Source organism: Metabacillus mangrovi (assembly GCF_009711125.1).
Lineage (GTDB): Bacteria > Bacillota > Bacilli > Bacillales > Bacillaceae > Metabacillus_B > Metabacillus_B mangrovi.
Genome location: NZ_WMIB01000030.1, coordinates 1 through 22,717 on the forward strand (window position 1 = coordinate 1; position 22,717 = coordinate 22,717).

Annotated in this window: 24 protein-coding genes; 9 read left to right on the plus strand and 15 right to left on the minus strand. The window is 47.9% G+C overall.

Features of this window, described 5'->3' with window-relative positions; translation table 11 throughout:
• Positions 1–1,090: 1,090 nt before the first annotated feature.
• Positions 1,091–2,167 carry an FUSC family protein gene (locus GKZ89_RS18885; protein ID WP_155113959.1) on the plus strand — a complete coding sequence of 359 codons (1,077 nt, stop codon included), beginning with the start codon at positions 1,091–1,093 and terminating at the stop codon, positions 2,165–2,167.
• Positions 2,168–2,194: 27 nt separating this feature from the next.
• Here GKZ89_RS18885 and GKZ89_RS18890 read toward each other — a convergent pair whose 3' ends face one another.
• From GKZ89_RS18890 to fabL, 10 genes are all read right to left on the minus strand, one after another.
• The gene (locus GKZ89_RS18890; RefSeq protein WP_155113960.1) at positions 2,195–3,088 is read right to left on the minus strand and encodes an ABC transporter permease; all 894 of its coding nucleotides are present in this window, start codon (positions 3,086–3,088) and stop codon (positions 2,195–2,197) included.
• Positions 3,089–3,101: 13 nt separating this feature from the next.
• On the minus strand, positions 3,102–4,103 hold the full coding sequence (locus tag GKZ89_RS18895; RefSeq protein ID WP_155113961.1) for an ABC transporter permease: 1,002 nt from the start codon (positions 4,101–4,103) through the stop codon (positions 3,102–3,104).
• A 60-nt stretch (positions 4,104–4,163) separates the two neighbouring features.
• On the minus strand, positions 4,164–5,774 hold the full coding sequence (locus GKZ89_RS18900; RefSeq protein ID WP_155113997.1) for an ABC transporter substrate-binding protein: 1,611 nt from the start codon (positions 5,772–5,774) through the stop codon (positions 4,164–4,166).
• A gap of 47 nt (positions 5,775–5,821) precedes the next feature.
• Complete coding sequence (locus GKZ89_RS18905) at positions 5,822–6,790, minus strand: ABC transporter ATP-binding protein (RefSeq protein WP_155113962.1); 969 nt, start codon at positions 6,788–6,790, stop codon at positions 5,822–5,824.
• A complete protein-coding gene (locus GKZ89_RS18910; protein ID WP_155113963.1) occupies positions 6,765–7,766 on the minus strand; it encodes an ABC transporter ATP-binding protein in 1,002 nt (333 codons plus the stop codon). The genes GKZ89_RS18905 and GKZ89_RS18910 overlap by 26 nt, the downstream gene beginning before the upstream one ends.
• A 477-nt stretch (positions 7,767–8,243) precedes the next feature.
• Complete coding sequence (locus GKZ89_RS18915; RefSeq protein ID WP_155113964.1) at positions 8,244–9,989, minus strand: ABC transporter ATP-binding protein; 1,746 nt, start codon at positions 9,987–9,989, stop codon at positions 8,244–8,246.
• 65 nt (positions 9,990–10,054) lie between these two features.
• Positions 10,055–10,585 carry a nucleoside tri-diphosphate phosphatase gene (ntdP, locus tag GKZ89_RS18920; RefSeq protein ID WP_155113965.1) on the minus strand — a complete coding sequence of 177 codons (531 nt, stop codon included), beginning with the start codon at positions 10,583–10,585 and terminating at the stop codon, positions 10,055–10,057.
• Positions 10,586–10,711: 126 nt separating this feature from the next.
• The gene (locus GKZ89_RS18925; protein WP_155113966.1) at positions 10,712–10,966 is read right to left on the minus strand and encodes a YgaB family protein; all 255 of its coding nucleotides are present in this window, start codon (positions 10,964–10,966) and stop codon (positions 10,712–10,714) included.
• 825 nt (positions 10,967–11,791) lie between these two features.
• Positions 11,792–11,983 (minus strand): gamma-type small acid-soluble spore protein, encoded by a 192-nt coding sequence (locus GKZ89_RS18930; RefSeq protein WP_155113967.1) that lies wholly within the window; start codon positions 11,981–11,983, stop codon positions 11,792–11,794.
• A 77-nt stretch (positions 11,984–12,060) separates the two neighbouring features.
• Complete coding sequence (gene fabL / locus GKZ89_RS18935; RefSeq protein WP_155113968.1) at positions 12,061–12,810, minus strand: enoyl-[acyl-carrier-protein] reductase FabL; 750 nt, start codon at positions 12,808–12,810, stop codon at positions 12,061–12,063.
• An 87-nt stretch (positions 12,811–12,897) separates the two neighbouring features.
• Between fabL and GKZ89_RS18940 the strand changes: the two genes are divergently transcribed.
• The gene (locus GKZ89_RS18940; RefSeq protein WP_155113969.1) at positions 12,898–13,122 is read left to right on the plus strand and encodes a hypothetical protein; all 225 of its coding nucleotides are present in this window, start codon (positions 12,898–12,900) and stop codon (positions 13,120–13,122) included.
• Between the two features lie 42 nt (positions 13,123–13,164).
• Here GKZ89_RS18940 and mutY read toward each other — a convergent pair whose 3' ends face one another.
• Positions 13,165–14,247, minus strand: coding sequence for an A/G-specific adenine glycosylase (gene mutY, locus GKZ89_RS18945; protein ID WP_155113970.1), 1,083 nt, complete (start codon positions 14,245–14,247; stop codon positions 13,165–13,167).
• Positions 14,248–14,327: 80 nt separating this feature from the next.
• Here mutY and GKZ89_RS18950 point away from each other — a divergent pair, with 80 nt between their 5' ends.
• Positions 14,328–15,308, plus strand: a complete 981-nt coding sequence (locus tag GKZ89_RS18950) for a metal-dependent hydrolase (protein ID WP_155113971.1) — start codon at positions 14,328–14,330, stop codon at positions 15,306–15,308.
• A gap of 165 nt (positions 15,309–15,473) precedes the next feature.
• On the opposite strand, the gene GKZ89_RS18955 is transcribed toward GKZ89_RS18950, so the two are convergent.
• Complete coding sequence (locus GKZ89_RS18955; RefSeq protein ID WP_155113972.1) at positions 15,474–15,743, minus strand: YfhJ family protein; 270 nt, start codon at positions 15,741–15,743, stop codon at positions 15,474–15,476.
• A gap of 128 nt (positions 15,744–15,871) precedes the next feature.
• On the opposite strand from GKZ89_RS18955, the gene sspK reads away from it, so the two are divergent.
• Entirely contained in the window at positions 15,872–16,027 is a 156-nt protein-coding gene (gene sspK, locus GKZ89_RS18960) for a small, acid-soluble spore protein K (RefSeq protein WP_155113973.1), read from the plus strand.
• Positions 16,028–16,063: 36 nt separating this feature from the next.
• On the opposite strand, the gene GKZ89_RS18965 is transcribed toward sspK, so the two are convergent.
• Both GKZ89_RS18965 and recX read right to left on the minus strand, forming a co-directional pair.
• Positions 16,064–16,378: a YfhH family protein gene (locus GKZ89_RS18965; protein WP_155113974.1), complete on the minus strand. Its 315-nt coding sequence runs from the start codon at positions 16,376–16,378 to the stop codon at positions 16,064–16,066.
• A 56-nt stretch (positions 16,379–16,434) separates the two neighbouring features.
• Positions 16,435–17,253, minus strand: a complete 819-nt coding sequence (gene recX, locus GKZ89_RS18970; protein WP_155113975.1) for a recombination regulator RecX — start codon at positions 17,251–17,253, stop codon at positions 16,435–16,437.
• A 99-nt stretch (positions 17,254–17,352) separates the two neighbouring features.
• On the opposite strand from recX, the gene GKZ89_RS18975 reads away from it, so the two are divergent.
• The 5 genes from GKZ89_RS18975 to GKZ89_RS18995 all read left to right on the plus strand — a co-directional run bounded on the left by GKZ89_RS18975 (position 17,353) and on the right by GKZ89_RS18995 (position 21,459).
• The gene (locus GKZ89_RS18975) at positions 17,353–18,246 is read left to right on the plus strand and encodes a TIGR01777 family oxidoreductase (protein ID WP_155113976.1); all 894 of its coding nucleotides are present in this window, start codon (positions 17,353–17,355) and stop codon (positions 18,244–18,246) included.
• 31 nt (positions 18,247–18,277) lie between these two features.
• Positions 18,278–19,450 (plus strand): amidohydrolase, encoded by a 1,173-nt coding sequence (locus GKZ89_RS18980; protein ID WP_155113977.1) that lies wholly within the window; start codon positions 18,278–18,280, stop codon positions 19,448–19,450.
• A gap of 250 nt (positions 19,451–19,700) precedes the next feature.
• A complete protein-coding gene (locus GKZ89_RS18985) occupies positions 19,701–20,258 on the plus strand; it encodes a GNAT family N-acetyltransferase (RefSeq protein ID WP_155113978.1) in 558 nt (185 codons plus the stop codon).
• Positions 20,259–21,076: 818 nt separating this feature from the next.
• Positions 21,077–21,196 carry a YfhE family protein gene (locus tag GKZ89_RS18990; RefSeq protein WP_155113979.1) on the plus strand — a complete coding sequence of 40 codons (120 nt, stop codon included), beginning with the start codon at positions 21,077–21,079 and terminating at the stop codon, positions 21,194–21,196.
• Between the two features lie 74 nt (positions 21,197–21,270).
• Positions 21,271–21,459: a YfhD family protein gene (locus GKZ89_RS18995; protein ID WP_155113980.1), complete on the plus strand. Its 189-nt coding sequence runs from the start codon at positions 21,271–21,273 to the stop codon at positions 21,457–21,459.
• 40 nt (positions 21,460–21,499) lie between these two features.
• Here GKZ89_RS18995 and GKZ89_RS19000 read toward each other — a convergent pair whose 3' ends face one another.
• A complete protein-coding gene (locus GKZ89_RS19000; protein ID WP_155113981.1) occupies positions 21,500–22,705 on the minus strand; it encodes a C40 family peptidase in 1,206 nt (401 codons plus the stop codon).
• Positions 22,706–22,717 lie beyond the last annotated feature (12 nt).

The following is a 22,717-nucleotide window of genomic DNA, read 5'->3' on the forward strand; positions in this document are numbered from 1 at the left end:
AATTTAAGCTTAATAACCAGGTTTCGGTCTCAGGGGACGCTATTTGCAGAAAAAAGAGCTGTGTTGACCATTTGAACAGAGAATAAGTGCATCTGAGACCGATAATGATAATGTAAGCGCTTACTCAAACTAAATAACGGCTCTGGAGACCGGTCCGGCAGCCCACCGGTCTCATAAGACGCTATTTTCATGAATTTAAGCTTAATAACCAGGTTTCGGTCTCAGAAGACGCTATTTGCAGAAAATGGAGCTGTTTTGACCATTTGAACAGAGAATAAGTGCATCTGAGACCGATAATGCGACTGTTAGCGTTTACATGAACTAAATAACGGCTCTGGAGACCGGTCCGGCAGCCCACCGGTCCCAGAAGACGCTATTTTAATAAATTTAAGCTTAATAACCAGGTTTCGGTCTCAGGGGACGCTATTTGCAGAAAAAAGAGCTGTTTTGACCATTTGAACAGAGAATAAGTGCATCTGAGACCGATAATGATAATGTAAGCGCTTACTCAAACTAAATAACGGCTCTGGAGACCGGTCCGGCAGCCCACCGGTCTCATAAGACGCTATTTTCATGAATTTAAGCTTAATAACCAGGTTTCGGTCTCAGAAGACGCTATTTGCAGAAAATGGAGCTGTTTTGACCATTTGAACAGAGAATAAGTGCATCTGAGACCGATAATGCGACTGTTAGCGTTTACATGAACTAAATAACGGCTCTGGAGACCGGTCCGGCAGCCCACCGGTCCCAGAAGCCGCTATTTTTATAAATTTAAGCTTAATAACCAGGTTTCAATCTCAGAAGCCGCTATTTTAAAAACTTCCAGTCCCACGAACCGCTAGTTGCAGGAAAAAAAGCTCCCGGTCGGGAAGTTATTCGATCCTCACAAGTAAAAAAATGTCTAAATGTTTGAAAACCCAATGTAACTGCTTTCATCCTTATAAATAAAGACCCCTTTTTTCCTCTCCAGAAAGAGTGCGTTATGATTTATCCGATAATGGGAAATAGTAACTTGAATAATCTCTTTAAACGTTGTATATTACGTAGTTGTTTACTTATACCTTTTGAAAGGAATGTAACCTTAACTTATATGAAACTCGGTGCCCGTATTTTAAAGACCGGGATTGCGATTACGATTGCTTTGTGGATTGCGTCGCTTCTTGGGCTGCAGTCTCCTGTATTTGCAGGGATTGCCGCGATTTTTGCCATCCAGCCTACGATTTACCGGTCTTATTTATCCGTTATCGAACAGGTCCAGGCTAATTTTATTGGAGCCGCTTTTGCCATTATATTCGGACTTGTTTTCGGACCCCATCCGTTTGTTGTCGGCCTTACAGCCGTTCTTGTGATTTCGATCAATCTTAAATTGAAGATCCAGAATACAATTCCGGTAGCGCTTGTTACAGTCATCGCGATCATGGAGACACAGAGCGACAATTTCATCGAGTTTTCTTTGCTTCGTTTCGGGACGGTTATGCTCGGAGTATTTTCAGCTTTTGTTGTGAATCTTGTGTTCCTTCCTCCTAAATATGAGACAAAGCTGTATTACCGGATTTCGGACAGCACAGAGGAAATTTTGAAATGGATCCGCATCAATATTCGCCAGGCGTCCGAGCACAGTGTGCTGAAGGAAGACATTGAACGCCTTAAAGAGAATATGATGCAGCTGGATCAGCTTTATCTTCTTTATAAAGAAGAGAGAAGCTATTTCAGACGGAGTACTCTGTCTAAAGCAAGGAAGCTGGTGTTATTCCGCCAGATGCTGCTGACCACCAACAAGGCTCTAGAGACCCTGAAAAAATTGCACCGGCTTGAACATGAGCTTCATCTGACGACACCGGAGCTCCAGAAAATGATTACGACCGAACTTGATTACCTGCTGAGCTACCATGAGCGGATCTTGCTGAAGTTTATCGGGAAAATCAAAACGGATACACCGCAGGAACTCATTCAGGAAGGGTATTTTAATAAACGGGAACTGGTGGATGAGTTTATGAAGTACCAGAACCAATGCCATGATCCCGGCTGCTTTTATCATATGCTTCCGCTTGTTGCGAGCATATTGGATTACAGTGAGCAATTGGAGCATCTGGATACGCTGATCAACAGCTTTCAGAGCTACCATAAAGATGAAAACGAGATTAAGGTTAGTGAAGTCAAAGAATAAGGATGGCCGTCAGCGGGCCATCCTTTTTTATTGTTTTGATTTTGGATCAAGCGCGTCTCTCAGTCCATCCCCCATCAGGTTGAATCCAAGAACCGTAAGCATGATTGCCAGTCCAGGGAAAATCATGGTCCACGGAGCCTGGATCAAATAGGCTTTTGAATCGGAAAGCATCTTGCCCCACTCTGGGCTTGGCGCCTGTGCTCCGAGTCCGAGGAACCCGAGGGCAGCCGCTTCGATAATGGCCGTTGCGACAGCAAGGCTCGCCTGAACAATAATTGGAGAAAAGCTGTTTGGGAGGACGTGTCTCAGCAGGATCCGGGAGTCCTTCATTCCGACGGATTTTGCAGCCATGATGTAATCCTCTTGCTTTACACTGAGTACCTTCGCGCGGATCAGCCTCCCAAAGTTTGGGATATTAATGATCGCGATGGCAATCAGGGCATTTTGAAGGGATGGTCCGAGAATGGAGATGATGGCGATCGCAAGCAGGATGCTCGGGAATGCAAGCATAATGTCAAACAGCCTGGAAATGATCGTGTCAGCCCATCTGCCATAATAGCCGGCAATGATTCCGAGCAGAGAGCCGATCACCATGGAGCCAAGTACGGCAAAGAATCCGACGAACAGCGAGATTTTGGCCCCGTGCACCACTCTTGAAAAGATATCCCGCCCAAAGTCATCGGTACCGAAAAAATGGTCAGCAGATGGAGGAAGCAGGCGCCGTCCAAGATCCTGATCATTGATCGTATAGGGAGCAATCAGCGGTGAAAAAATCGCTACAGCAACAAAGAACAGCACAATCACTGTTCCTGCCACAGCGATTTTGTTTTTCATAAAGGCATGCAGACCCTCTTGAAAAGGGGTTCGTATTTTCTCTTCTGAATGTTGCAGATGTGCGGGTGTGAGCTGCGGTTCTCCCATAGCGCTTCCCTCCTTAGTATTTGATCCGCGGGTCAATGGCCGCGTAGAGCAGATCTACAATCAAATTTACGAGCACAAACAGCAAGGCAATCAGCAGGATCCCGGATTGGATTACCGGGTAGTCACGGAATCCGATCGCATCGACGACATAACGGCCGAGGCCAGGCCAGCCGAAGATGGTTTCAGTCAGGATCGCGCCGCCGAGCAAAAGCCCTGTTTGAAGCCCAATCACAGTCAGGATCGGGATCACAGCATTTTTTAAAGCATGGCGGTATACCACCCAGCTCATCCTCAGTCCTTTTGCTCTGGCTGTACGTATGTAATCCGCATTCAGCACTTCAATCATGCTGGATCTGGTGATTCTCGCGATAATCGCCATCGGGATGGTGGCAAGGGCCGTTCCCGGAAGAATCAGATGGCTCAGCACTTCTCCAAACTGATCAAACCTTCCTTGGATCAGAGTGTCAATCAGGTATAGATTCGTGATCGAATCTACTGGATTCCGGATGTTTTCCCTGCCTGTCGTCGGAAGCCAATCGAGCTGAATCGAGAAAAACCACTGCTCCATTAAACCAAGCCAGAAAATCGGCATGGAAATTCCAATCAGCGCGATAACCATCGCTAAATAGTCAAACCAGGAGCGCTGGAACCAGGCACTGATGATACCGGCATTCACTCCAACTACAACTGCAATGATCATGGCAAAAATGGTCAGCTCTGCAGTTGCTGCAAGATAAGGCATGATTTCCTTGCTGATCTGTTCACCTGTCCGGATCGATTCGCCAAGGTCCCCCCGCAGCAAATCCATCAGGTAGGAGCCATATTGAATATGGATCGGCTGATCGAGGCCAAGCTTGGCCGTCAGCTGGCGGACCGCTTCCTCCGTTGCCCGCTGTCCGAGAATGACCTGTGCAGGATCGCCCGGAATGGCACGGATAATGCCAAAAACAACAATCGTCATCCCTAGCAGTACCGGGATCAGCATGCCGATTCGTTTGAGAGAGTATGATAGCATCACGTATGCTCCTTTCCAAAATGAAAAAAGGAAGGAGCATGCACTCCTCCCTTTTCTCTCTTACTTAAATTCAACTTTCGTGAACAAATCTGTTCCAGTCGGATGCGGGATAAAGTTCGCAATATCCGCAGTTCCCGCCATCATCGGCGTGGAATGCACGAGCGGAATCCATGGAGCTTCATCATGCACGATTGCCTGTGCCTGTTTGTACAGTTCATTACGCTTCGCCTGATCTGTCACCGTTTGAGCTTCGATCAGGATCTTGTGGAGCTCTTCATTGGCAAAGTACGTGTAATTGTTTCCGCCGATGCTGTCCTTATCAAGCAGTGTGTAGATGAAGTTGTCCGGGTCTCCATTGTCTCCAGTCCAGCCCAATAGGAAGGAATCGGCTTCTCCTTTGCTTGCTTTATCCAGGTACGTTGCCCAGTCGTATGTTACGATTTTTGCTTTGACTCCGATTTTTTCAAAGCTTGCCTGCAAGACCTCTGCAACCTTCATTCCTTCAGGCATATAAGGACGTGCTACAGGCATGGCCCACAGCTCCATCTCAAACCCATCCGGGAATCCTGCTTCCTTCAGAAGTGCCTTTGCTTTTTCCACATCATAAGGATACTCTTCAGTGGAATCATCATACCCTTCAAGTGAAGGAGGCATCGGGTTTTTCGCCGGCTCTGCAAACCCTCCGTAGAAGGAGTCGATGATGGCCTTTTTATCTACTGCATGGTTCAGCGCCTGTCTGACCAATTTATTGTCAAGCGGCTTTCTCGTAACCGTTAAGCCGACATACCCGACGTTCATGGAAGGACGCTCAAACAGCTGCAGCTTGCTATCGCTTTTCACTTTATCAAGATCAGACGGATTCAGACCGTCCATCAGATCAATTTCTCCTGTTTGCAGGGCATTCAGCCTTGCAGAGTTTTCAGGAATGGTTTTGAATATAACCTGCTTCAGCTTCGGATAGTCTTTCAGCCAGTAGCCATCGTATTTCTCAAGAACAATGCGGTCGTTCGCCTTCCACTCTACAAATTTAAACGGGCCGGTTCCAACCGGGTTGGATCTTAAGTCGTCGCCGTATTTTTCAATGGCAGCAGGGCTTGAGATGCCGAAAGGAGACATGGCAATGTTCTTAAGGAACGGTGCCTGCGGGCGCTTCAAGGTGAACACAACCGTGTGATCATCTTTAGCTGTAATTTCTTTAATCACATGACCCTCCTCACTTTTAAAGCCGCCGAACATCGTGTAATAAGGGAATTTTTCTGCATCCCCGTTCATCCAGCGTTCAAAGTTCACAATGACGGCTTCTGCATTAAAATCTGTGCCATCGTGGAACTTAACGCCTTTGCGGAGATAAAACGTGTATGTCAGTCCGTCATCAGACGCCTCCCATTTCTCGGCCAATGCAGGCTGGACAGTCGTATCTTTGTCACCGTATGTGAGAAGACTTTCATAAATGTTCTCTGTAACCTTAAAAGCTTCCCCTTCTGTCGTAGTGATTGGATCAAGGGATGTCGAATCCCCGCCCCTTCCGTAAATCAATGTGTCTTTCCCGCTTGCCTTGTTTCCGCCCTCACCATCGCCATCCCCGCCGGCTGATTTGCCGCTGCAGGCTGACAATACAAGTGAAAGAACGAGAACCATCATTAAGCCCAGTGCAGACCATTTTTTGCTCATCATCAAGTTTCCCCCCTGTTTTCCCCATCATTTATCATTCACGCTGCTCAAGCATACAAATGACAGGCAGCGAAACGACCATCCTTAACCGGGTAAAGCTCCGGTCTCACTTCTTTGCACATGCTCATTACCTTCGGGCATCGTGTGTGGAAAGCACAGCCCTTTGGCGGATCGGCCGGATTCGGCATGTCCCCTTTTATCACAATCGGTTCTTTCCGTCCGGCAGGTTCTGCCACCGGAACACTTGAAAGCAGTGCCTCTGTATACGGATGAAGCGGATCCTTGTAAAGAGATTCACAGTCTGACAGCTCGGCAAGCCGGCCAAGATACATTACGGCAACCCGGTCGCTGATATGCCGGACTACTCCCAGGTCATGGGAGATAAACAGATAGGTCAGCGAAAACTTGCTTTGCAGCTCTTTCAGCAGGTTCAGGATCTGTGCCTGAATCGAGACGTCCAGAGCGGAAACCGGCTCATCTGCGATAATGAGCTTCGGGTTTGTCATCAATGCTCTCGCAATACCGATCCGCTGCCGCTGGCCGCCGCTGAACTGATGCGGATACCTTTTGCCAAGGTCCGGATCAAAGCCGGCAACCTTCATGACTTCCGCAACCCTTTCCTTTCTCTCACTCTTGGAGCCCATCCCGTGGACAAGAAGCGGTTCCTCCAAGATTGACTGGACCCTTTGCCTCGGATTCAGGGACGCATACGGGTCCTGAAATACCATCTGCATATCCCGCCTTACAGATTTCATTTCATTTTGGTTCAGCTGAAAAAGCGCCTTTCCATCAAACGTCACCTTGCCGCCGCTCGGCTCTGTCAATCTCGCAATCAGCCGGCCGAGAGTCGACTTCCCGCAGCCCGACTCTCCTACAATCCCGAGCGTTTCCCCTGCCTTCAGCTCAAGGCGGATACCGTCAACTGCAGTGACCTCCACTTTATTTTGGCCAAGAAGCCCCTTATGGCTTGTATATACTTTTCTCAAATCCTCAATCTCTAGCAATGGCTGACTCAACCAAGGCCCCCTCCTCTTCATAAAGCCAGCAGCGGACCTGCTGCTCACCATATACTTTTAATCCCGGGCCGGACTCTATGCAAAGCGGCTGAACAAACTCACACCGGTTCGCATAGGAACAGCCCTGGCGGATGCTCCCGGGCTTCGGAACCTGCCCCTTTATGGAGAACAGCCGCTCCTTTTTCACCCGGATATCCGGAACAGATTGCAAAAGCCCTCTCGTATAGGGATGCTTTGCATTTGCAAAAATCGCCTCCACTGAACCGGTCTCCACAACCTGGCCCGCGTACATCACCGCAATCCGGTCACAGATTTGCGCCACAACCCCAAGATCATGGGTAATGAGCAGGATTGAAGTATTCAGTTTTTTATTCAAATCCTTCATGAGCGCTAAAATCTGTGATTGAATTGTTACATCCAGCGCAGTCGTCGGTTCGTCTGCAATCAAAACCTCCGGATTGCAAATCATCGCCATCGCAATCATCACCCGCTGCCGCATCCCGCCTGACAGCTGATGCGGGTACTCCCCAAGCAGTGACTCGGGCCGCGGCATCCCGACAAGACCGAGCATCTTCACCGCCTGTTCCCTCGCCTCTTTTTTTGAACATTTTGTATGAATCCTGCACGCTTCCATCAGCTGCTCTCCAATCTTCAGCAGCGGATTAAGAGACGTCATCGGCTCTTGAAAAATCATCGCAAGCTCATTCCCGCGGATTTTTCTTAGCGAAGACTCCCTCTCCTTCAGCAGGTCTTTCTGTTTATAAAGAATTTCACCTCTGACTGAAGATGTATTCGGAAGCAGACCCATCAGCGCCATTGATGTAACACTTTTCCCGCAGCCCGATTCACCTACGACACCAAGGATTTCTCCTTTATTCAATGTAAGATCCACCGACTTTACTACATCAATGACCGTCTTCTCCCTTGTAAAGCCAACCGACAGATTGCGGACTTCCAAAACTTTCTCACGATTCAAACGGCCTGCCCCCTTTGGCGGAACATTTCTTTTTCATTTTTGTGTGTATGAATGACCAGCTGCTATAAGAACACGATTTGCCATTCCTGTTTTACGTGCTGGAATTCATGCCGAAACCCCTGACGGAATGAACTGGTTAGGTGCCTTTTTCTGCAATAAATCAGAACGGAATGCCACACTCCACGCCCAGAAACCGCGGGTCCACCTGCCTGTTTTACTAAACTGCTTACAAAATCGGCGATCATTTTAATTCAAGTATGTAGAAACTCTCTGAAGGTCGTTGATGAAGCATGATGAGGGAAACATAGAAGTTTTATAGTTCAATAATATATCAAATATTTAAATTAGTGTAAATATTCTGAAATAAAATTTTCTCCTATACTATTTTTTTCACAGAAGTACATACGAATGTACTACATCTTTATGTACTTTTTGTCCCACCTATGCAAAAAAGCTCTCCGGTCACCGGAGAGCTTCTTACATATTTAATTGCTGAATTTGAAAAAGGTTGTAATACAGTCCTTTTTTGGCCATTAATTCCTGATGGGTGCCCTTCTCTGCTATTTTCCCATGCTCCATCAGCACAATTTGGCCTGCATGCGTGATGGTGGAAAGACGGTGGGCAACGATGAAGGTTGTCCGGTCTTTCGATAGTTTTTCCAGTGCTTCCTGTATGAGGTGCTCACTTTCCAGATCGAGCGCACTTGTTGCTTCATCCATGACGAGGATGGGCGGATTTTTCAAGAACACCCTTGCGATCGAGACGCGCTGTTTTTGCCCTCCGGAAAGCTTGACTCCCCGTTCCCCCACCTTTGTATCGTAGCCTTCCGGCAGTTTCATGATAAAATCATGGGCGTTCGCAGCTTTGGCCGCTTCAATGACCTCTTCATCCGTTGCATCCGGCTTTCCAACCAGAATGTTTTCTTTTACCGAATGGGAAAAGAGGAAGGTGTCCTGCAGCACCATCCCGATTTGATTTCTCAGGCTGGTTGCTTCATAGTCCCGAATATCAATGCCATCAAGCGTAATTCTTCCGCCTGACACATCATAAAATCTCGGAATCAGGCTGACGAGGGTTGATTTTCCGCCACCGCTCATGCCTACAAGAGCGATGGTTTCCCCCCTGTTCGCCTGGAGGCTGACCCGGTCAAGCACCTTCTCTTCCTTTTCTCCGTATTGAAACGTCACATCCTCAAATTGAACGGTTCCCTTCACACGGTCGGCTTTGATGGCATCGGGCTTGTCTACAATATCATACGGTTCATCCATGAATTCGAAGACACGGTCCATGGAAGCAAAGGCCTGGGTGATTAAGGTTGAGGAATTGATCAGTCTTCTGAGCGGACCGTAAAGCCGTTCAATATAAGCAATAAAAGCGACCATCGTTCCAATCGTCAAATCCCCATGAATCACCTGATAGCCTGCATATGCAATAACAATCAATGGAGCGGCATCAGTGATCGTGTTCACGACGGCAAACGTTTTTGCGTTCCAGCTCGTATGATCGATGGCTTTATCGAGAAAGTTTTTATTCTCGGCAGCAAATTGCCTCTGCTCATGATCTTCAATGGCAAAACTGCGGATCACCGGCATTCCCTGCACCCGTTCATGCAGATGCCCTTGCACTTCGGCCAGAGCCTGGGAACGGACCTTCGTCAAATGGCGTAGTTTCCCATAAAAGAATTTCACCGAAAAGCCATACAGCGGGAAGAGGACAATAGAGACCAGGGTCAGAGGGATATCCATCGTCAGCATAATCGCAATGGCGATTAAAATGGTCACTACGTCGAGCCAAATGTTCATCAGACCGGTCATGACAAAATTTTTCGTCTGCTCCACATCATTGATTACCCTGGAAATAATTTCGCCGCCACGGGTATTCGCATAATAACGGAGGCTGAGCTTTTGGAGATGGGTAAACAGCTGATCCCTTATATCGTAAAGGATCCGGTTTGATGCGAGCTGTGCAAAATATTGCCTGTAGTATTCAACCGGAGGCCTCATCACTACAAACACTCCGAACATGATCCCAAGGATCGTGAAAAGGTGCTCTGTTTTTTCCTGGGCTGAACCGGCCCCGCCCACAATGTCATCCACAACATATTTGATGAGAAGCGGAATCAGAAGCGGGATGGCAAATTTCACAACCCCAATTGCAATCGTCCCCGCAATCTGCCACTTATAAGGTTTTACAAAAACCATATATCTTTTTATTGAGCCCATGCTTTAACCCCCATGATGTCTGCCGCCCAAAACAAAAAACCTGCTGATGGCTCCAACAGGCCTTTCTATTTGGAAAACCTCAAATACTGCTCGTACCATGTATCAATAAACTCATCTGAAAAGGGACCTTCCCCTTCCTTGATCCATCTAATGAGCCGCTCTACATTTCTTTTCAAAATCAAATCGATAACACCAGGATATTTCATTTCTTTTTTATGCGCTTCATACTCATCTTCATCAAGAAGGACATAGGATTTGTCCGGATATACTTTTACGTCCAGATCATAATCAATGTACTTCAGCGCCTCATCATCCCATACAAACGGTGAACTGATGTTGCAGTAATAATAAACCCCATCCTCACGAAGCATCCCGATAATATTAAACCAGTGCTTCGCATGGAAATAACAGATTGCAGGCTCCCTCGTAATCCAGGTCCTGCCATCCGACTCCACAACGGTCGTGCGGTCGTTCCCGCCAATAATCAATTGATCAGTACCCTTCAATATCATGGTTTCTTCCCAGATCCGATGCAGCTTGCCGTTGTGCTTATAGCTGTGTATTTGTATTGTTTCCCCTTCCGCCGGTAAGCCCATCTTTTTCGCCATCCTTTAAAGCAGCTCCTGAAAGAATTTCCGCGCATTTCCAGCAGCCAAAGTTCTATTTCCTCTCATTATACCGCTACTGTTTCCAAAAAGAAAATAAAAGGCCGCGCACGCATTTCATCCTCCCTTCACTGTATTGCTTTTATAGGAGCGGATCACTTCCTCCGTCTGCTCCTCAAACATCGTTTGAATCAGATACAGCTCCCGCTTCATCTCCTGAATCTCACCCTGAACCACCTTCAGACGATCCTCAGACTGAAGACGCTCAAGCTCCCTCTCAATTCTCTGGCACCGCTCCACCTCACCCTGCAGCTCCAGCAGCCGGTCCATCGTCTTCAGCTGCTCTCCTACAAGCAGATCAAATTTGCTCATGCATGAGCCCCTTTCGCCTCCAAATATTCTTCTCTTATGTATTCGGTCCCAGGATGGAGCCTTCCTTTGAAAAAATTTGCGGATGTATGGGAGGGTTTGTCGAATGGGGAAAGGGAGTAAAGGAGAATGAGGAAACAAGCACCGGGGTGCCTTGCTGCTTTAGTGAAGATACCAACACCGGGTGCTCTGCTGCTTTAACCGAAGAAACCAACACCGGAGTGCTCTGCTGCTTCAACTAAGAAACCCACACCTGGTGCCAGTCCCCTGCTGCTTCACCGCAAGTGGGGGCAGAGGCACTGCTTCGCCGGCCCTTGCGGCACAGGCTCTCACAGAACAGGTGCCGGAGCTTTAGTGCGGCAGTGATTGTGGGGTCAGGCACGCTGCCTGTCCCCTGCTGCTTCACCGCATGTGGGGGCAGAGGCACTGCTCCGCCGGCCCTTGCGGCACAGGCTCTCACAGAGCAGGTGCCGGAGCTTTAGTACGGCAGTGAATGTGGGGACAGGCACCGGGGCAACTTTGTCCCCATTAAAGTGAATGTGGAGTCACAGGCACCCGCCCCCCTTTTCCCCATTAAAGTAAATGTAAGGTCAGGCACAGTACACATTTTACATTAAAGTAAACGCGGGAACAGGCACGCTGCACCTTCGCCCAATTAAATTCCTGTCAAACAAAAAAACCACAGGAAAGAGGCCGCCCGTGTGCAAGCCGTCCTTTCTCTCCCCCTGCCGGACCCACTTGCGGTAAGCGGTCGTTGTGCAGAGTATGGAAATAAGGAAAATTCTTGCGGGCGGCCTCTCATGCATTTGCTGCATTTAGTGGTGTGAATTAGCTGTTTTTAGATTTGTTTGCTTCAGCTTGCTGGTTGTACTTCTTCACGTGTTGTGCATCAGTTTCAGAAGCGAACTCAGTGCCGTATTGGCCTTGAGCAGCTTGCTGGTTTTGTTGCTTAACGTGTTGAACGTTAGTTCCAGAAGTTGTTTTACCAGCTTGTTGTTGGTTTTGGTTGTTGTTTGCCATTGTAATCACCTCCACAAAAAATAGAATGTCCTGTGGAGGCAGGTAATATTCGCTGCGTTTTATTTTTTTTTATAACCTTAAACGAGTAAGGAGCGGCCGCCGTCGACGATAATGGTTTGGCCGCGGATCATCCATGATTGATCGGAAATGAGGAAGTCTACAGCGTTTACGATGTCTTCAATTTCCACCATTCTTCCAGCAGGCGTTTTAGCGATGGCGTCCTGCAGGAGCTCTTCGCGGTTCGGGAAATGCTTCAGTGCTTCTGTATCAACAGCGCCGCCGGATACGGCATTCACTACGATTCCTTTTGAAGCAAGTTCTACTGCCAGATAGCGCGTTAATGCTTCCAGAGCAGCCTTTGAAACGCCGACGACCGTATAGTTATCCAAGACCCGTATCGAGCCGAGGGAGCTTATGCTGACGATTTTTCCTCCGTTTTCATCCATCCGCTTGGCTGCTTCCTGAGCGCAGAAGAGCAGGGCTTTGCTGTTGATATCCATTGTCCAGTCCCAATGGTTTTCCTGCAGCTCCATTATCGGGCGCTGTACGCCGGATGCGGCGTTGTTCACGAATACATCCAAGCGTCCGAAGGTTAAGTCAATTTGTTCGAATAGCTCCCTGATTTTGTCCATTTTTCCTACGTTAGCTTTTACAACGAGGGTTTTTACACCGAGCTTTTCAATTTCTTCTGCTGTATCCAGGGCAGCCTGCTTGCTCCGGGCATAATTGATGACAATGTTGTAGCCCTGTTCTGCAAGCCTGAGCGCAATTGCTTTGCCGATTCCGCGGCTGCTTCCTGTTACAAGCGCAACTCGATTTTGTGTCATGGTCCATTCCTCTTTTCTTTCGCATAGATGTCTTTATTGTATCAAACAATAATGAACATACGCCATATTCGCAAGGGGGCACCACTAATGTATGTAGGACGGGACATGTCTGAACTCACGATGGTTTCAAAAAGAGAATGGAGAAATGATGAACTTGCTTATTTCCACCACGCCTTTCAGCAGATTCTTCCTTATATGAATTCTGAGGGATTGACGATCCATAAAGAAATCATGAAGGAGATTGAAGACCGCGGGGGCATGAAAAGAAATGAAGCGGATTATACGCATGGGACAGAAGTCAGTTACGATTAAGGAGACAGCAGGGCCGGAAGAATCTTCTTCCGGCCTGTTTTTTTACATTTGATCCTGATAAAGCTGATAAATCTTTTGATGGGAAACAGGAAAAGCGTATTGCTTCATTTCTTCCTCTGTTACTCTAATGAGTCCGCTGCCTTCCGGGATATGGTCTGTAACACCTTTAAATAGGACAAGGTTCCAGATGAGATGGCTGAATACGTGCTGGATGGTACCTTCCAGAGCTTGCAGCTCCACTGCTGCCCTATATTCCTCATGCAGAAACAGCTGCAGTTCCTCTTTTTGCGGCAAAATGTCCGAGACCGTTTCACAGTTCGGGAATTCCCATAGATTTGCTAGAAGACCGGATGAAGGGCGTTTATGGATCCAGTAGCTTCCGCTGCTGTCAGTGAGGACGGCAGCTGCGAGCAACAGGGATTTCTGTTTTTTCTTTTTGCTTTTAAAAGGCAGTTCCTGCTGCCTTCCTTCTCCAAATGCTTTGCAGTGTTCACGGACCGGGCACAGCAGGCAGGATGGTTTCCCGGGAGTGCAGATTAAGGCACCGAGTTCCATAAGGGCCTGATTGAAGTCGGATGGATTCTCTTTAGAGATGACGTCGCGGATTGCCTCTTCGAACACTTTCCGTGTCTTCGGTTTGGCAATATCCTCTTCGATCAGAAGGATCCGGGACATGACACGCATGACGTTTCCGTCAACCGCAGGCTCCGGAATGTTATAGGCGATGCTCATAACCGCGCCTTTTGTATATGGGCCCACTCCTTTCAATTCCCCGAATTTTTCAGGATCTGCCGGAACCACTCCGTCGTATTCTGCATGCACCTCTTTGACCGCAGTCTGCAGATTCCGAACCCTTGAATAATAGCCCAGCCCTTCCCAGGCTTTCAGGATTTGTTCCTCGTCTGCACCGGCAAGGTGAGCGACCGTCGGGAACTTTTCCATGAAATTTAAAAAATAGGGGATCACGGTGTCTACTCTCGTTTGCTGGAGCATAATTTCAGATACCCATACTCTGTAGGGATCTGCATTTTCCCTCCACGGAAGAATTCTCTGTTCTTTCTGGAACCAGCTAATCAAGTCATGCTGAAACTGCTGAATCTGTAAATCAGAAGTATATGATTTCATGTAAAAGCCTCCGGATGTTAAAATTCACTCTATAATGGGAAACATAGCTTTATACTGGATAAGTTGATGGGAGGAATACGATGGATACAGCCACCCATGTCGTGATGGGGATCGCCCTTGGAGGAGCAGCGACACTCGATCCTGTCATCGGAAGCGATCCAGCAGCTTCGAGTGCTGTGATGGCAGCTGCCATTCTCGGCTCACAGGCTCCGGACCTGGATACTATTTTAAAACTTCGCAATAATGCTGTCTATATTCGGAATCACCGCGGCATCACCCATTCCATACCGGCAGTTCTGCTCTGGTCTATCCTGATTACTGGACTGATTTATTTCCTGTATCCGGGAATTGACCTTCTGCATCTAGCTTTATGGACATTTATCGCGGTAGCTTTGCACGTGTTCGTTGATATTTTTAATGCCTACGGCACGCAGGCACTGAGGCCGTTCTCGGATAAGTGGATCGCCCTCGGATTGATCAACACCTTTGATCCGATCATTTTTCTGATTCATATTATCGCCATACTGGTCTGGGTTTTCGGCGCCCCGCAAGGACCTGTGTTTGCCGTCATGTTTGCTTTTCTGGCCGTGTACTATGTTCTCCGCTACGCAATGAATAAAAAAATCGCGCATGAAATCAAGGAGAAATTCAATCGTGTTACGGATATTACGATTTCGCCTACACTGCGGTTCCGCAACTGGCATCTGGCGATCACAACAGAAACCCATTTCTATGTAGCCCGTCATGTAAATGGAAAGCTGACCGTCCTGGATGAGTTCGACCGGGTTCCTGTTCCGCAAACCGAACTGATCAAAGCAGCGGAGCTGGACCACAACATCTCAGCATTTTTATCCTTCTCACCGGTTTACCGCTGGGAAGTAGAGGAATATTCGGATCATTACGAGGTCCGTTTTATTGATTTGCGCTACCGGAGCAAAGGGTATTATCCTTTTGTGGCGATCGTTCAACTGGACACCAGCCTGGCGATCGTCAGCTCTTACACCGGCTGGATTTTCAGCGAGGAAAAGCTGAGGAAAAAACTTCACTTGATTCCAGATTGAACTACCCCCACTTAATTTCCTGGCAGAAATTTGAAGTGGGGGATTCCTAAGAACACGGGCGAACACGGGCGTAACCGCCCGTTATTGATTAGGCGATCCCCGCAGTCCCTGCGGTTAGAAGCTTCAAGGTTTTGATGATAAAAAGAGGCGGTTTTCCGCCTCTTTTTAATGCTTTAAATAATCATCCTGGTTGAGAAGATGCTGATATTTCGGATTTGTCGCCACAAATTCATGCAGGCGGGGACCATATTGTTCAATCCATTTTCGGACGATCGCTTCGGTCATTTCGGCTCCCTGATACTTTTCCCCCGCTCTCGCATAGGTTGCTTCAAAATCGCTCCAAAGCAGTTCGACCCATGTTCTCGCCTGGGCATGAGCAAGCGAATCATTTTTCAAAAGAAGCAAATCGGTCAGACGCTCCAAATGGCTCTCCATAATGGGCACCTCCTTTTTTAAAAGGCAATTCTGCCTGTACCTTCTATTATAAAACAAATGGCTCCGCACATAATAACGGTACGCTTCTACTTCTTATTGAAGCGAACTTTACACTGGAGGCGGTTCGATTGCGGAACAAAGCGAAAGATTTTCCAATTGCAGCAAGAGCTGAGGGTGAAGCACGGGCGAAAGGCGCTTATGCTTCCAAACGGGCAGATGGAACAATCAATGATCATCCGCAGGAACGCATGAGAGCTTCCGGCGAGCGCAGAGAACACAATTAATGTGTGAAGGACTGGCTTATGTGGAGCCAGTCCTTTTTATTTAACCAGCACGGAGATGGGCAGAGCCTCTTCCGTATCCGGTGTTTCCAGCCGGTAGCCCCAGGCGAAAATCCCATTCATATAGACAATTTTGAATACTTCACCGGGAGCCCCATCAATTTCATATTCTTCCCCCGCTTGGAAACTCGCCGGATCGAGAAGGTACGATTTTGCCATGGATATTTTCCGGTCCAGTACAGCAAATTCGTTTACCATTCCCATCTGCTCGGCTTTTCTTGCTTTTTCTTTTAAGGAGCCAATTTCCGAATTCAGCTCAAACGCTGTCATTTCACTGTAACGTCTGGTTTCCAAATGACTTCCCCCCTAATATGCTGTCCAGACAGGACTTTCTCTCTTTAACGCGAATACTAACTTTGTATAAATTCATCCGGATTATTCAGGTACTCGTCAATCATTTCAATCGAGAAGCCCTTCCGGTAAAGATACTGCTTCATCTTTTGCCGGTTTTCAAAACCGTTCTCCGGCTTGTATTTAGACCTGGCTTTCTCTGCGTGACGGGCAAGAGCCTCACGTTCCTGATCCTGGTTATTGCTGTAATCGATGGATTGAAGCACTAACGAAACAAGGCTGAAATTAAAGCCTTTCCTGACCAGCAGCTGTTCCAGCTTCTTTTTAACCTGGAACGTTGATAGTGACTGGTTCTTTTTCAAAAATTTCTCAGCATGCTTCATCGCTTCATCCAGCTGCTCTTCGTGGGAATATAAAGATAAAGCCTGTTCAATATCTAATGGAGAGATCCCTTTTTGAATCAGCTCCTGCCTGATGACATCCGGGCCTTTACCGGATGAATTCATCTGGGTTTTCAGATAGGCTTCTGCAAATCTGGAATCATTGACTAATCCCGCTTCATCCAGCTGATAAAGCACTTCCTGAATGGTCTCAGGCTGAAATTCCTTTTTAGCGAGCTGCTGCTGGATCTCTTTTGAAGACCGCATCCGGTAGCTTAAATAATCCAGAGCCGAGTTATACGCTTTCCTGATTTCATCGCCTGTCCGAATTTCGGCAATATCCAGGTCTGAGAGTTCTTTTCCTTTGCCGAGGCCATACTTGATCAAAGTATGCTCATCGACGCCGAAGCCGAATTCTTCCCCTTTGCCGTAGTCCAAAAAAATGTTATACCGTTCTGCATTTTTTTGCTGGGACGTAATTTTTGTAATAAAAGCCATCCTCAACACCTCCCTCTTATTTTATCACACGTTTACCATCAGGGAGGCAGGGTAGAGCTTAGAAAAAGCATTTAAAAATTCAGCGCGAGGTGATTGAAGTTGAAAATAGCGATTGCCGGAGGATCCGGTTTCACAGGAAGCAATATTGCCCAGTACTTTGCGAGAGAAGGCCATCAGGTGATCATCCTGTCCCGAAGTGAGAAAGAAGGCTACGGAAACATCCGTTACGTGCAATGGATGACAGCCGGAGCCAATCCCTCCGAACACCTTGAAGGGCTGGACGCAATGATTAATCTGGCCGGCAAATCCATCAGCACCCGCTGGACGGAAGAAACGAAGCAGGAAATTGTCGAAAGCCGGGTGGAATCTGTCCGTGAGGTCTATAAAATTCTTGAATCATTGAAACAGAAACCGTCTGTTTTTATTAATGCAAGTGCCGTCGGGATTTATGGAACGTCAGAAGAAAAAACCTTTACTGAAGAATCGGAAACAACCGGCAGTGATTTTCTATCCAGCACCGTCCAGAAATGGGAACAGGAAGCATCCATGATCCGCGATCTCGGGATCCGCACGGTATACGCCCGCTTCGGCATCGTCCTCGGCGAAGGAGGCATGCTTCCTAAAATGATCACTCCATACAAACTGTACGGCGGGGGTCCGCTTGGCTCGGGCAATCAGTGGATGTCCTGGATTCATGTTATGGATATTGCCGGTCTGATGGACCATATTATTAAAACCGAAGCGATCAGCGGCCCTGTAAACGCGACTGCCCCAAACCCTGTTCAGATGAATACTTTTGGAAAAGTACTCGGTGAGCAGCTGAATCGTCCGCACTGGCTGCCTGCTCCAAAAGGCGCCATTAAAGCAGCTCTTGGGGAAATGAGCATTCTCTTGCTTGAAGGGCAGAGGGTTCTTCCGAAGAAGGCCATTGAAAACGGGTACACATTTATCTACCCGACTCTTGAACGCGCGCTTGCAAACATAATAAAATAAAAGAAAATACATTTTTGTCAGGAGCAAAAAAATGACCTGCACACTCTTTAAAAATGCCACCATTTTTCCGGTTACATCTGATGTGCTATATGCGTCCGATCTGCTCGTAAAGGACGGAAAAATCGCAGCCATCGGAAAGGACCTGCAAGCTCCGGATTTATGCAAGGTTATCGATTGCCGGGACCAGTATTTGTTCCCGGGTTTTATTGACGTACACACCCACTTGGGGCTGTATGATGAAGGAACCGGATGGGCAGGAAATGATGCCAATGAGACAGTAGAGCCGCTTACTCCTCACATCCGGGCCCTGGATGGTGTACATCCGCTTGACTCCGGCTTCCGTGATGCCATCTCCCATGGAATTACAACGGTTCATATCATGCCGGGGAGCGCCAATGTAATCGGAGGCACCACTTCTGTTATCAAAACGTTCGGCGTGAACATCCGGAATATGCTCGTGAAGGAAACAGCCGGCCTGAAGATTGCACTCGGTGAGAACCCGAAACGCATACACAGCCACGGCAACAAAGATTCAATTACACGAATGGGCATCATGGGCATGCTGCGCGAAGCCTTCTACCTCGCAAAATTTTGCGATGAAAAGGAAGACTTCCGATCCATCTCTATAAAGCGCGCTTTAAGACGGGAAATCCCCGTCCGTATCCATGCCCATCGAGCGGATGACATCCTTTCCGCAAAGCGGTTCGCAGAGGAATTCAACCTCGACTACCGGATTGAGCATTGCACCGAAGGGCACCTGATCGCAGAGGAATTTGCCGGATCAAAAGCGAAGGTAAGCGTCGGGCCTACCTTTACCCGCCGCTCCAAAGTCGAGCTTAAAAACAAAAGCTGGAGTACCTATCAGGCACTCGCTGATCAGGGAGTGGAAGTCTCCATCACCACTGATCACCCTTATACGCCGATCCAATATCTTAATGTAGTCGCCTCCCTCGCTGTCCGGGAAGGCTTTGACGAGCAAAAGGCACTGGAGGGAATCACCATCACTGCCGCACGGAATCTTCAGGTCGCCGACCGCGTCGGAAGTCTTGAAGCGGGAAAAGATGCAGATATCGTGCTCTGGAGCCATCATCCGTTCCACTATTTGGCTAAACCGAAATGCACGATGATCAACGGAAATTTTGTTTTTGAAGAACCCGGCTGGGCCTCTGAAAACGGCACAAAAATTGGCCAAAAAAACCAGTGATTTTCCGTAAAAAAAGTGTATCTTTTTCATAAAAATTCGAGTATGATATCAGTGCATGGCTCGCTTCTGAAGCCTTGCTGTACATGACAATTTAATGACCTGGGATCAATGGGAAGGCAAATGGTGCGCCACCGTCAAAACGGTTCTAGTGGGTTCGATTCCCACCCCGAAATTTTTTGGCTAATTTAAAAAATTTCGAGGGTGGGGCTAAAGCTACACGTCTGCCCTCATGTTGGAGGGAGCGAGAAAGATGCTTAAAAAACGTGACATTCACGATAGTCATGCGCTGTACGAACTCATGGTACACCCTGAAGTCTTCCCTTATGTACGTCATAAAGCTGAATCCATCGAAGAATACCTGTTTTTAACGAAGCAAATAATCGAAGCCGAAGAGCGCAGTGAATTGATTTCACGTACCATTCTCGACGAATGGGGCTCTCCAATCGGGACCATCAGCCTTTTTGACCTCCAGGAAAATGCCGGGTTCCTCGGAACCTGGCTCGGCAAGCCTTACCATGGTCAAGGCTACAACCAGACCGCCAAGGACGCCTTCTTTAACGAACTGTTCTACGAACTCGGCATCGAGACTATTTTCCTCCGGATTCGGAAGCGAAACGTCCGATCCATCAAAGCAGCAGAAAAACTGCCGTACGCCATAAACGCAAACGAAACGCGGACTGCACTGCTCGAGCAAATTAACAACGGTGAAGACATCTTCAGCCTTTACGAGATCACAAAAGATCTCTATACACTTTACACCATGAGAACCCCTTCCATCGCGGAGGAACAGCATTTGAAAGAAGCATAAAAGCTTGGAAACCCGCCGATGGCGGGTTTTTTGGTTTGGATACGTGCCACACTCGATAATTTACGTGCCGAAATCAACCATGCTCGTGCCAAACTGATTTTACGTGCCAATCCTTAAGAGTTACGTGCCGCACTCGATCCTTTTCGTGCCGGAACTGCTAAACCACGTGCCATAAACAACCATGCTCGTGCCATACTGATTTTACGTGCCAACCCTCAGGAGTTACGTGCCGCACTCGCTCCTATTCGTGCCGGAACTGCTAAACCACGTGCCGAAAACTCCGTGCTCGTGCCATACTGATTTTACGTGCCAATCCTCAAGAGTTACGTGCCGCACTTGGTACTTTTCGTGCCGGAACTGCTAAATCACGTGCCATAAACATCCGTGCTCGTGCCAAACTGTTTTTACGTGCCAATCCTCAGGAGTTACGTGCCGCACTCGCTCCTATTCGTGCCGGAACTGCTAAATCACGTGCCGAAAACATTCGCGCTCGTGCCGATCTGTTTTTACGTGCCAATCCTCAGGAGTTACGTGCCGGACTCGATCCTTTTCGTGCCGGAACTGCTAAACCACGTGCCGAAAACATCCGTGCTCGTGCCATACTGATTTTACGTGCCAATCCTCAGGAGTTACGTGCCGCACTCGCTCCTTTTCGTGCCGGATCTGCTAAATCACGCGCCATAAACAAAACCAACTTCACACCAAACTCCCCCCAATTATCCATAGTAACTGCTGAAATTTTTCCTGATTTCCGTCGTATTTTTTCTTCCCGCTTTGTCGATGATAAGGCTAGCCTAAAAAATGGAGCTGATGCCAAAATGGAAAAAAGACGTCATGAAAATTCAAAAAAGACACTATCATCAATGCAGGAAGTTTTATATGGAAGAGAGTTTAAAGCAGCGGATCGGGCCGGCGGTTTTACGAAGAAGAAGAATTAGTTACCAGCATGACAGGCCATACATAAAGCCATCCTATGAAGGAACTACAAGTTCACTAACGGGAGGCGTTCACGATGGGAAGAGGACACAAGCAGCATACTCGTGATAAAAACAAGAATGGTCTTGCTCAAGTTCCGAAGCAGCTGAAAAAAGAGACGGATGGAACGTATGAGGAGTTCTCTCGTGAATTAGCCGATCAGGCTGATATGGAAGCCCAGGCGAGAGCCAATGCGGCCAATCAGCGTCAAAAACGCAAAAAGTAAAGAGCCGAGCCCCTGCTAAGGAGTCAGCAGGGGCTTTTCTTTACAGTCTTTTTGCTTCTAAAAATTTATTCGACCAGTACTTGCTCACTTTGTAGTGAATCACTTTCACGCCCTCATTTGAAGCCAGGATGACTTGGCCGTTTCCAGCATATATAGTAGGGATGACAGAACCCGACTGAAAAAAAACGAGGTCTCCCGGCAGCAGCTCCTCTTCTTTTACTTCCTGTCCAAGTTGGATTTGCTCCCGTCCATAACGGGGCAGGCTGATGCCTGAAGATTTTTTAAAAACATATTGAACGAATCCGCCGGTATCAAATCCGGTTTCCGGAGTCGTTCCTCCAGCTGCATAGTGTGACCCGGCCAGGGATTCCGCTTCTTTAACTGCCGGATTGCTGCGGTCCACATCCAGATGGCTGACCCGCCGGACTCCAGCCAATTTTCCCTTCAAAAAGCTGTTGGTCAGGTAGCTTACGCTGACTGAATTGGCTCCGCCGATCTGCGTTGCATTCAGAATCTGCTGGTCGCCGCTATAGATGCCAACATGGGAAATTCCCGGTCTATGTGTGTCCCGGAAAAAGACGAGGTCTCCCGGCAGTAGATCCTTCATGTCAACGGGAGTCCCCACTGCCCATTGCTGTTCCGGTGTATCCGGCAGATAAATTTCGGCAGACTGTTCATACACATATTTTGTATATCCGGAGCAATCAAATCCAGAGAGAGTTTTTCCGCCTTGCACATAAGGCGTGCCTAGCAGGCTGGCTGCTTCTGCGACGGCGGCATTCGAGGTTTGCAGCGGCAAGTCGGAAGTGATCCGTTTTGCCCCGTAATAGCGGCTGTACCAGTAATCTGAGCCCTTAAATTTCACCGATGTTACCCCTTCTGAAACAGAGCTGTAGATCATGCGGCCGTTTCCCTCATAAATTCCGGTTGTCGTTATTTTTCCTGTAGATGTGTCCTTAAAGAACAGAACGTCCCCAATTTCAAGATTTTCACGTTCTGTCTCAGCCCCGAACGCCCATTGCTCACTGGAAAGAGGGGGCAGACTGATTCCTTTTGACTGCTGAAAAACATATTGCACGAATCCTGCTGAATTGAACCCTTCTGAGGGAGCGTTCCCGCCGGCAGCATATTCTTCTCCTATAAACTGGTTGGCTGTTTGGATAATTGGCCCTTCGTCAGCGGATGCATGTACTCCTGCTGTAAGGCTTGTCCCGAGAACTGCCGCAGCAAGCGTTGTAAATTTCATAGTTGGAGTCTC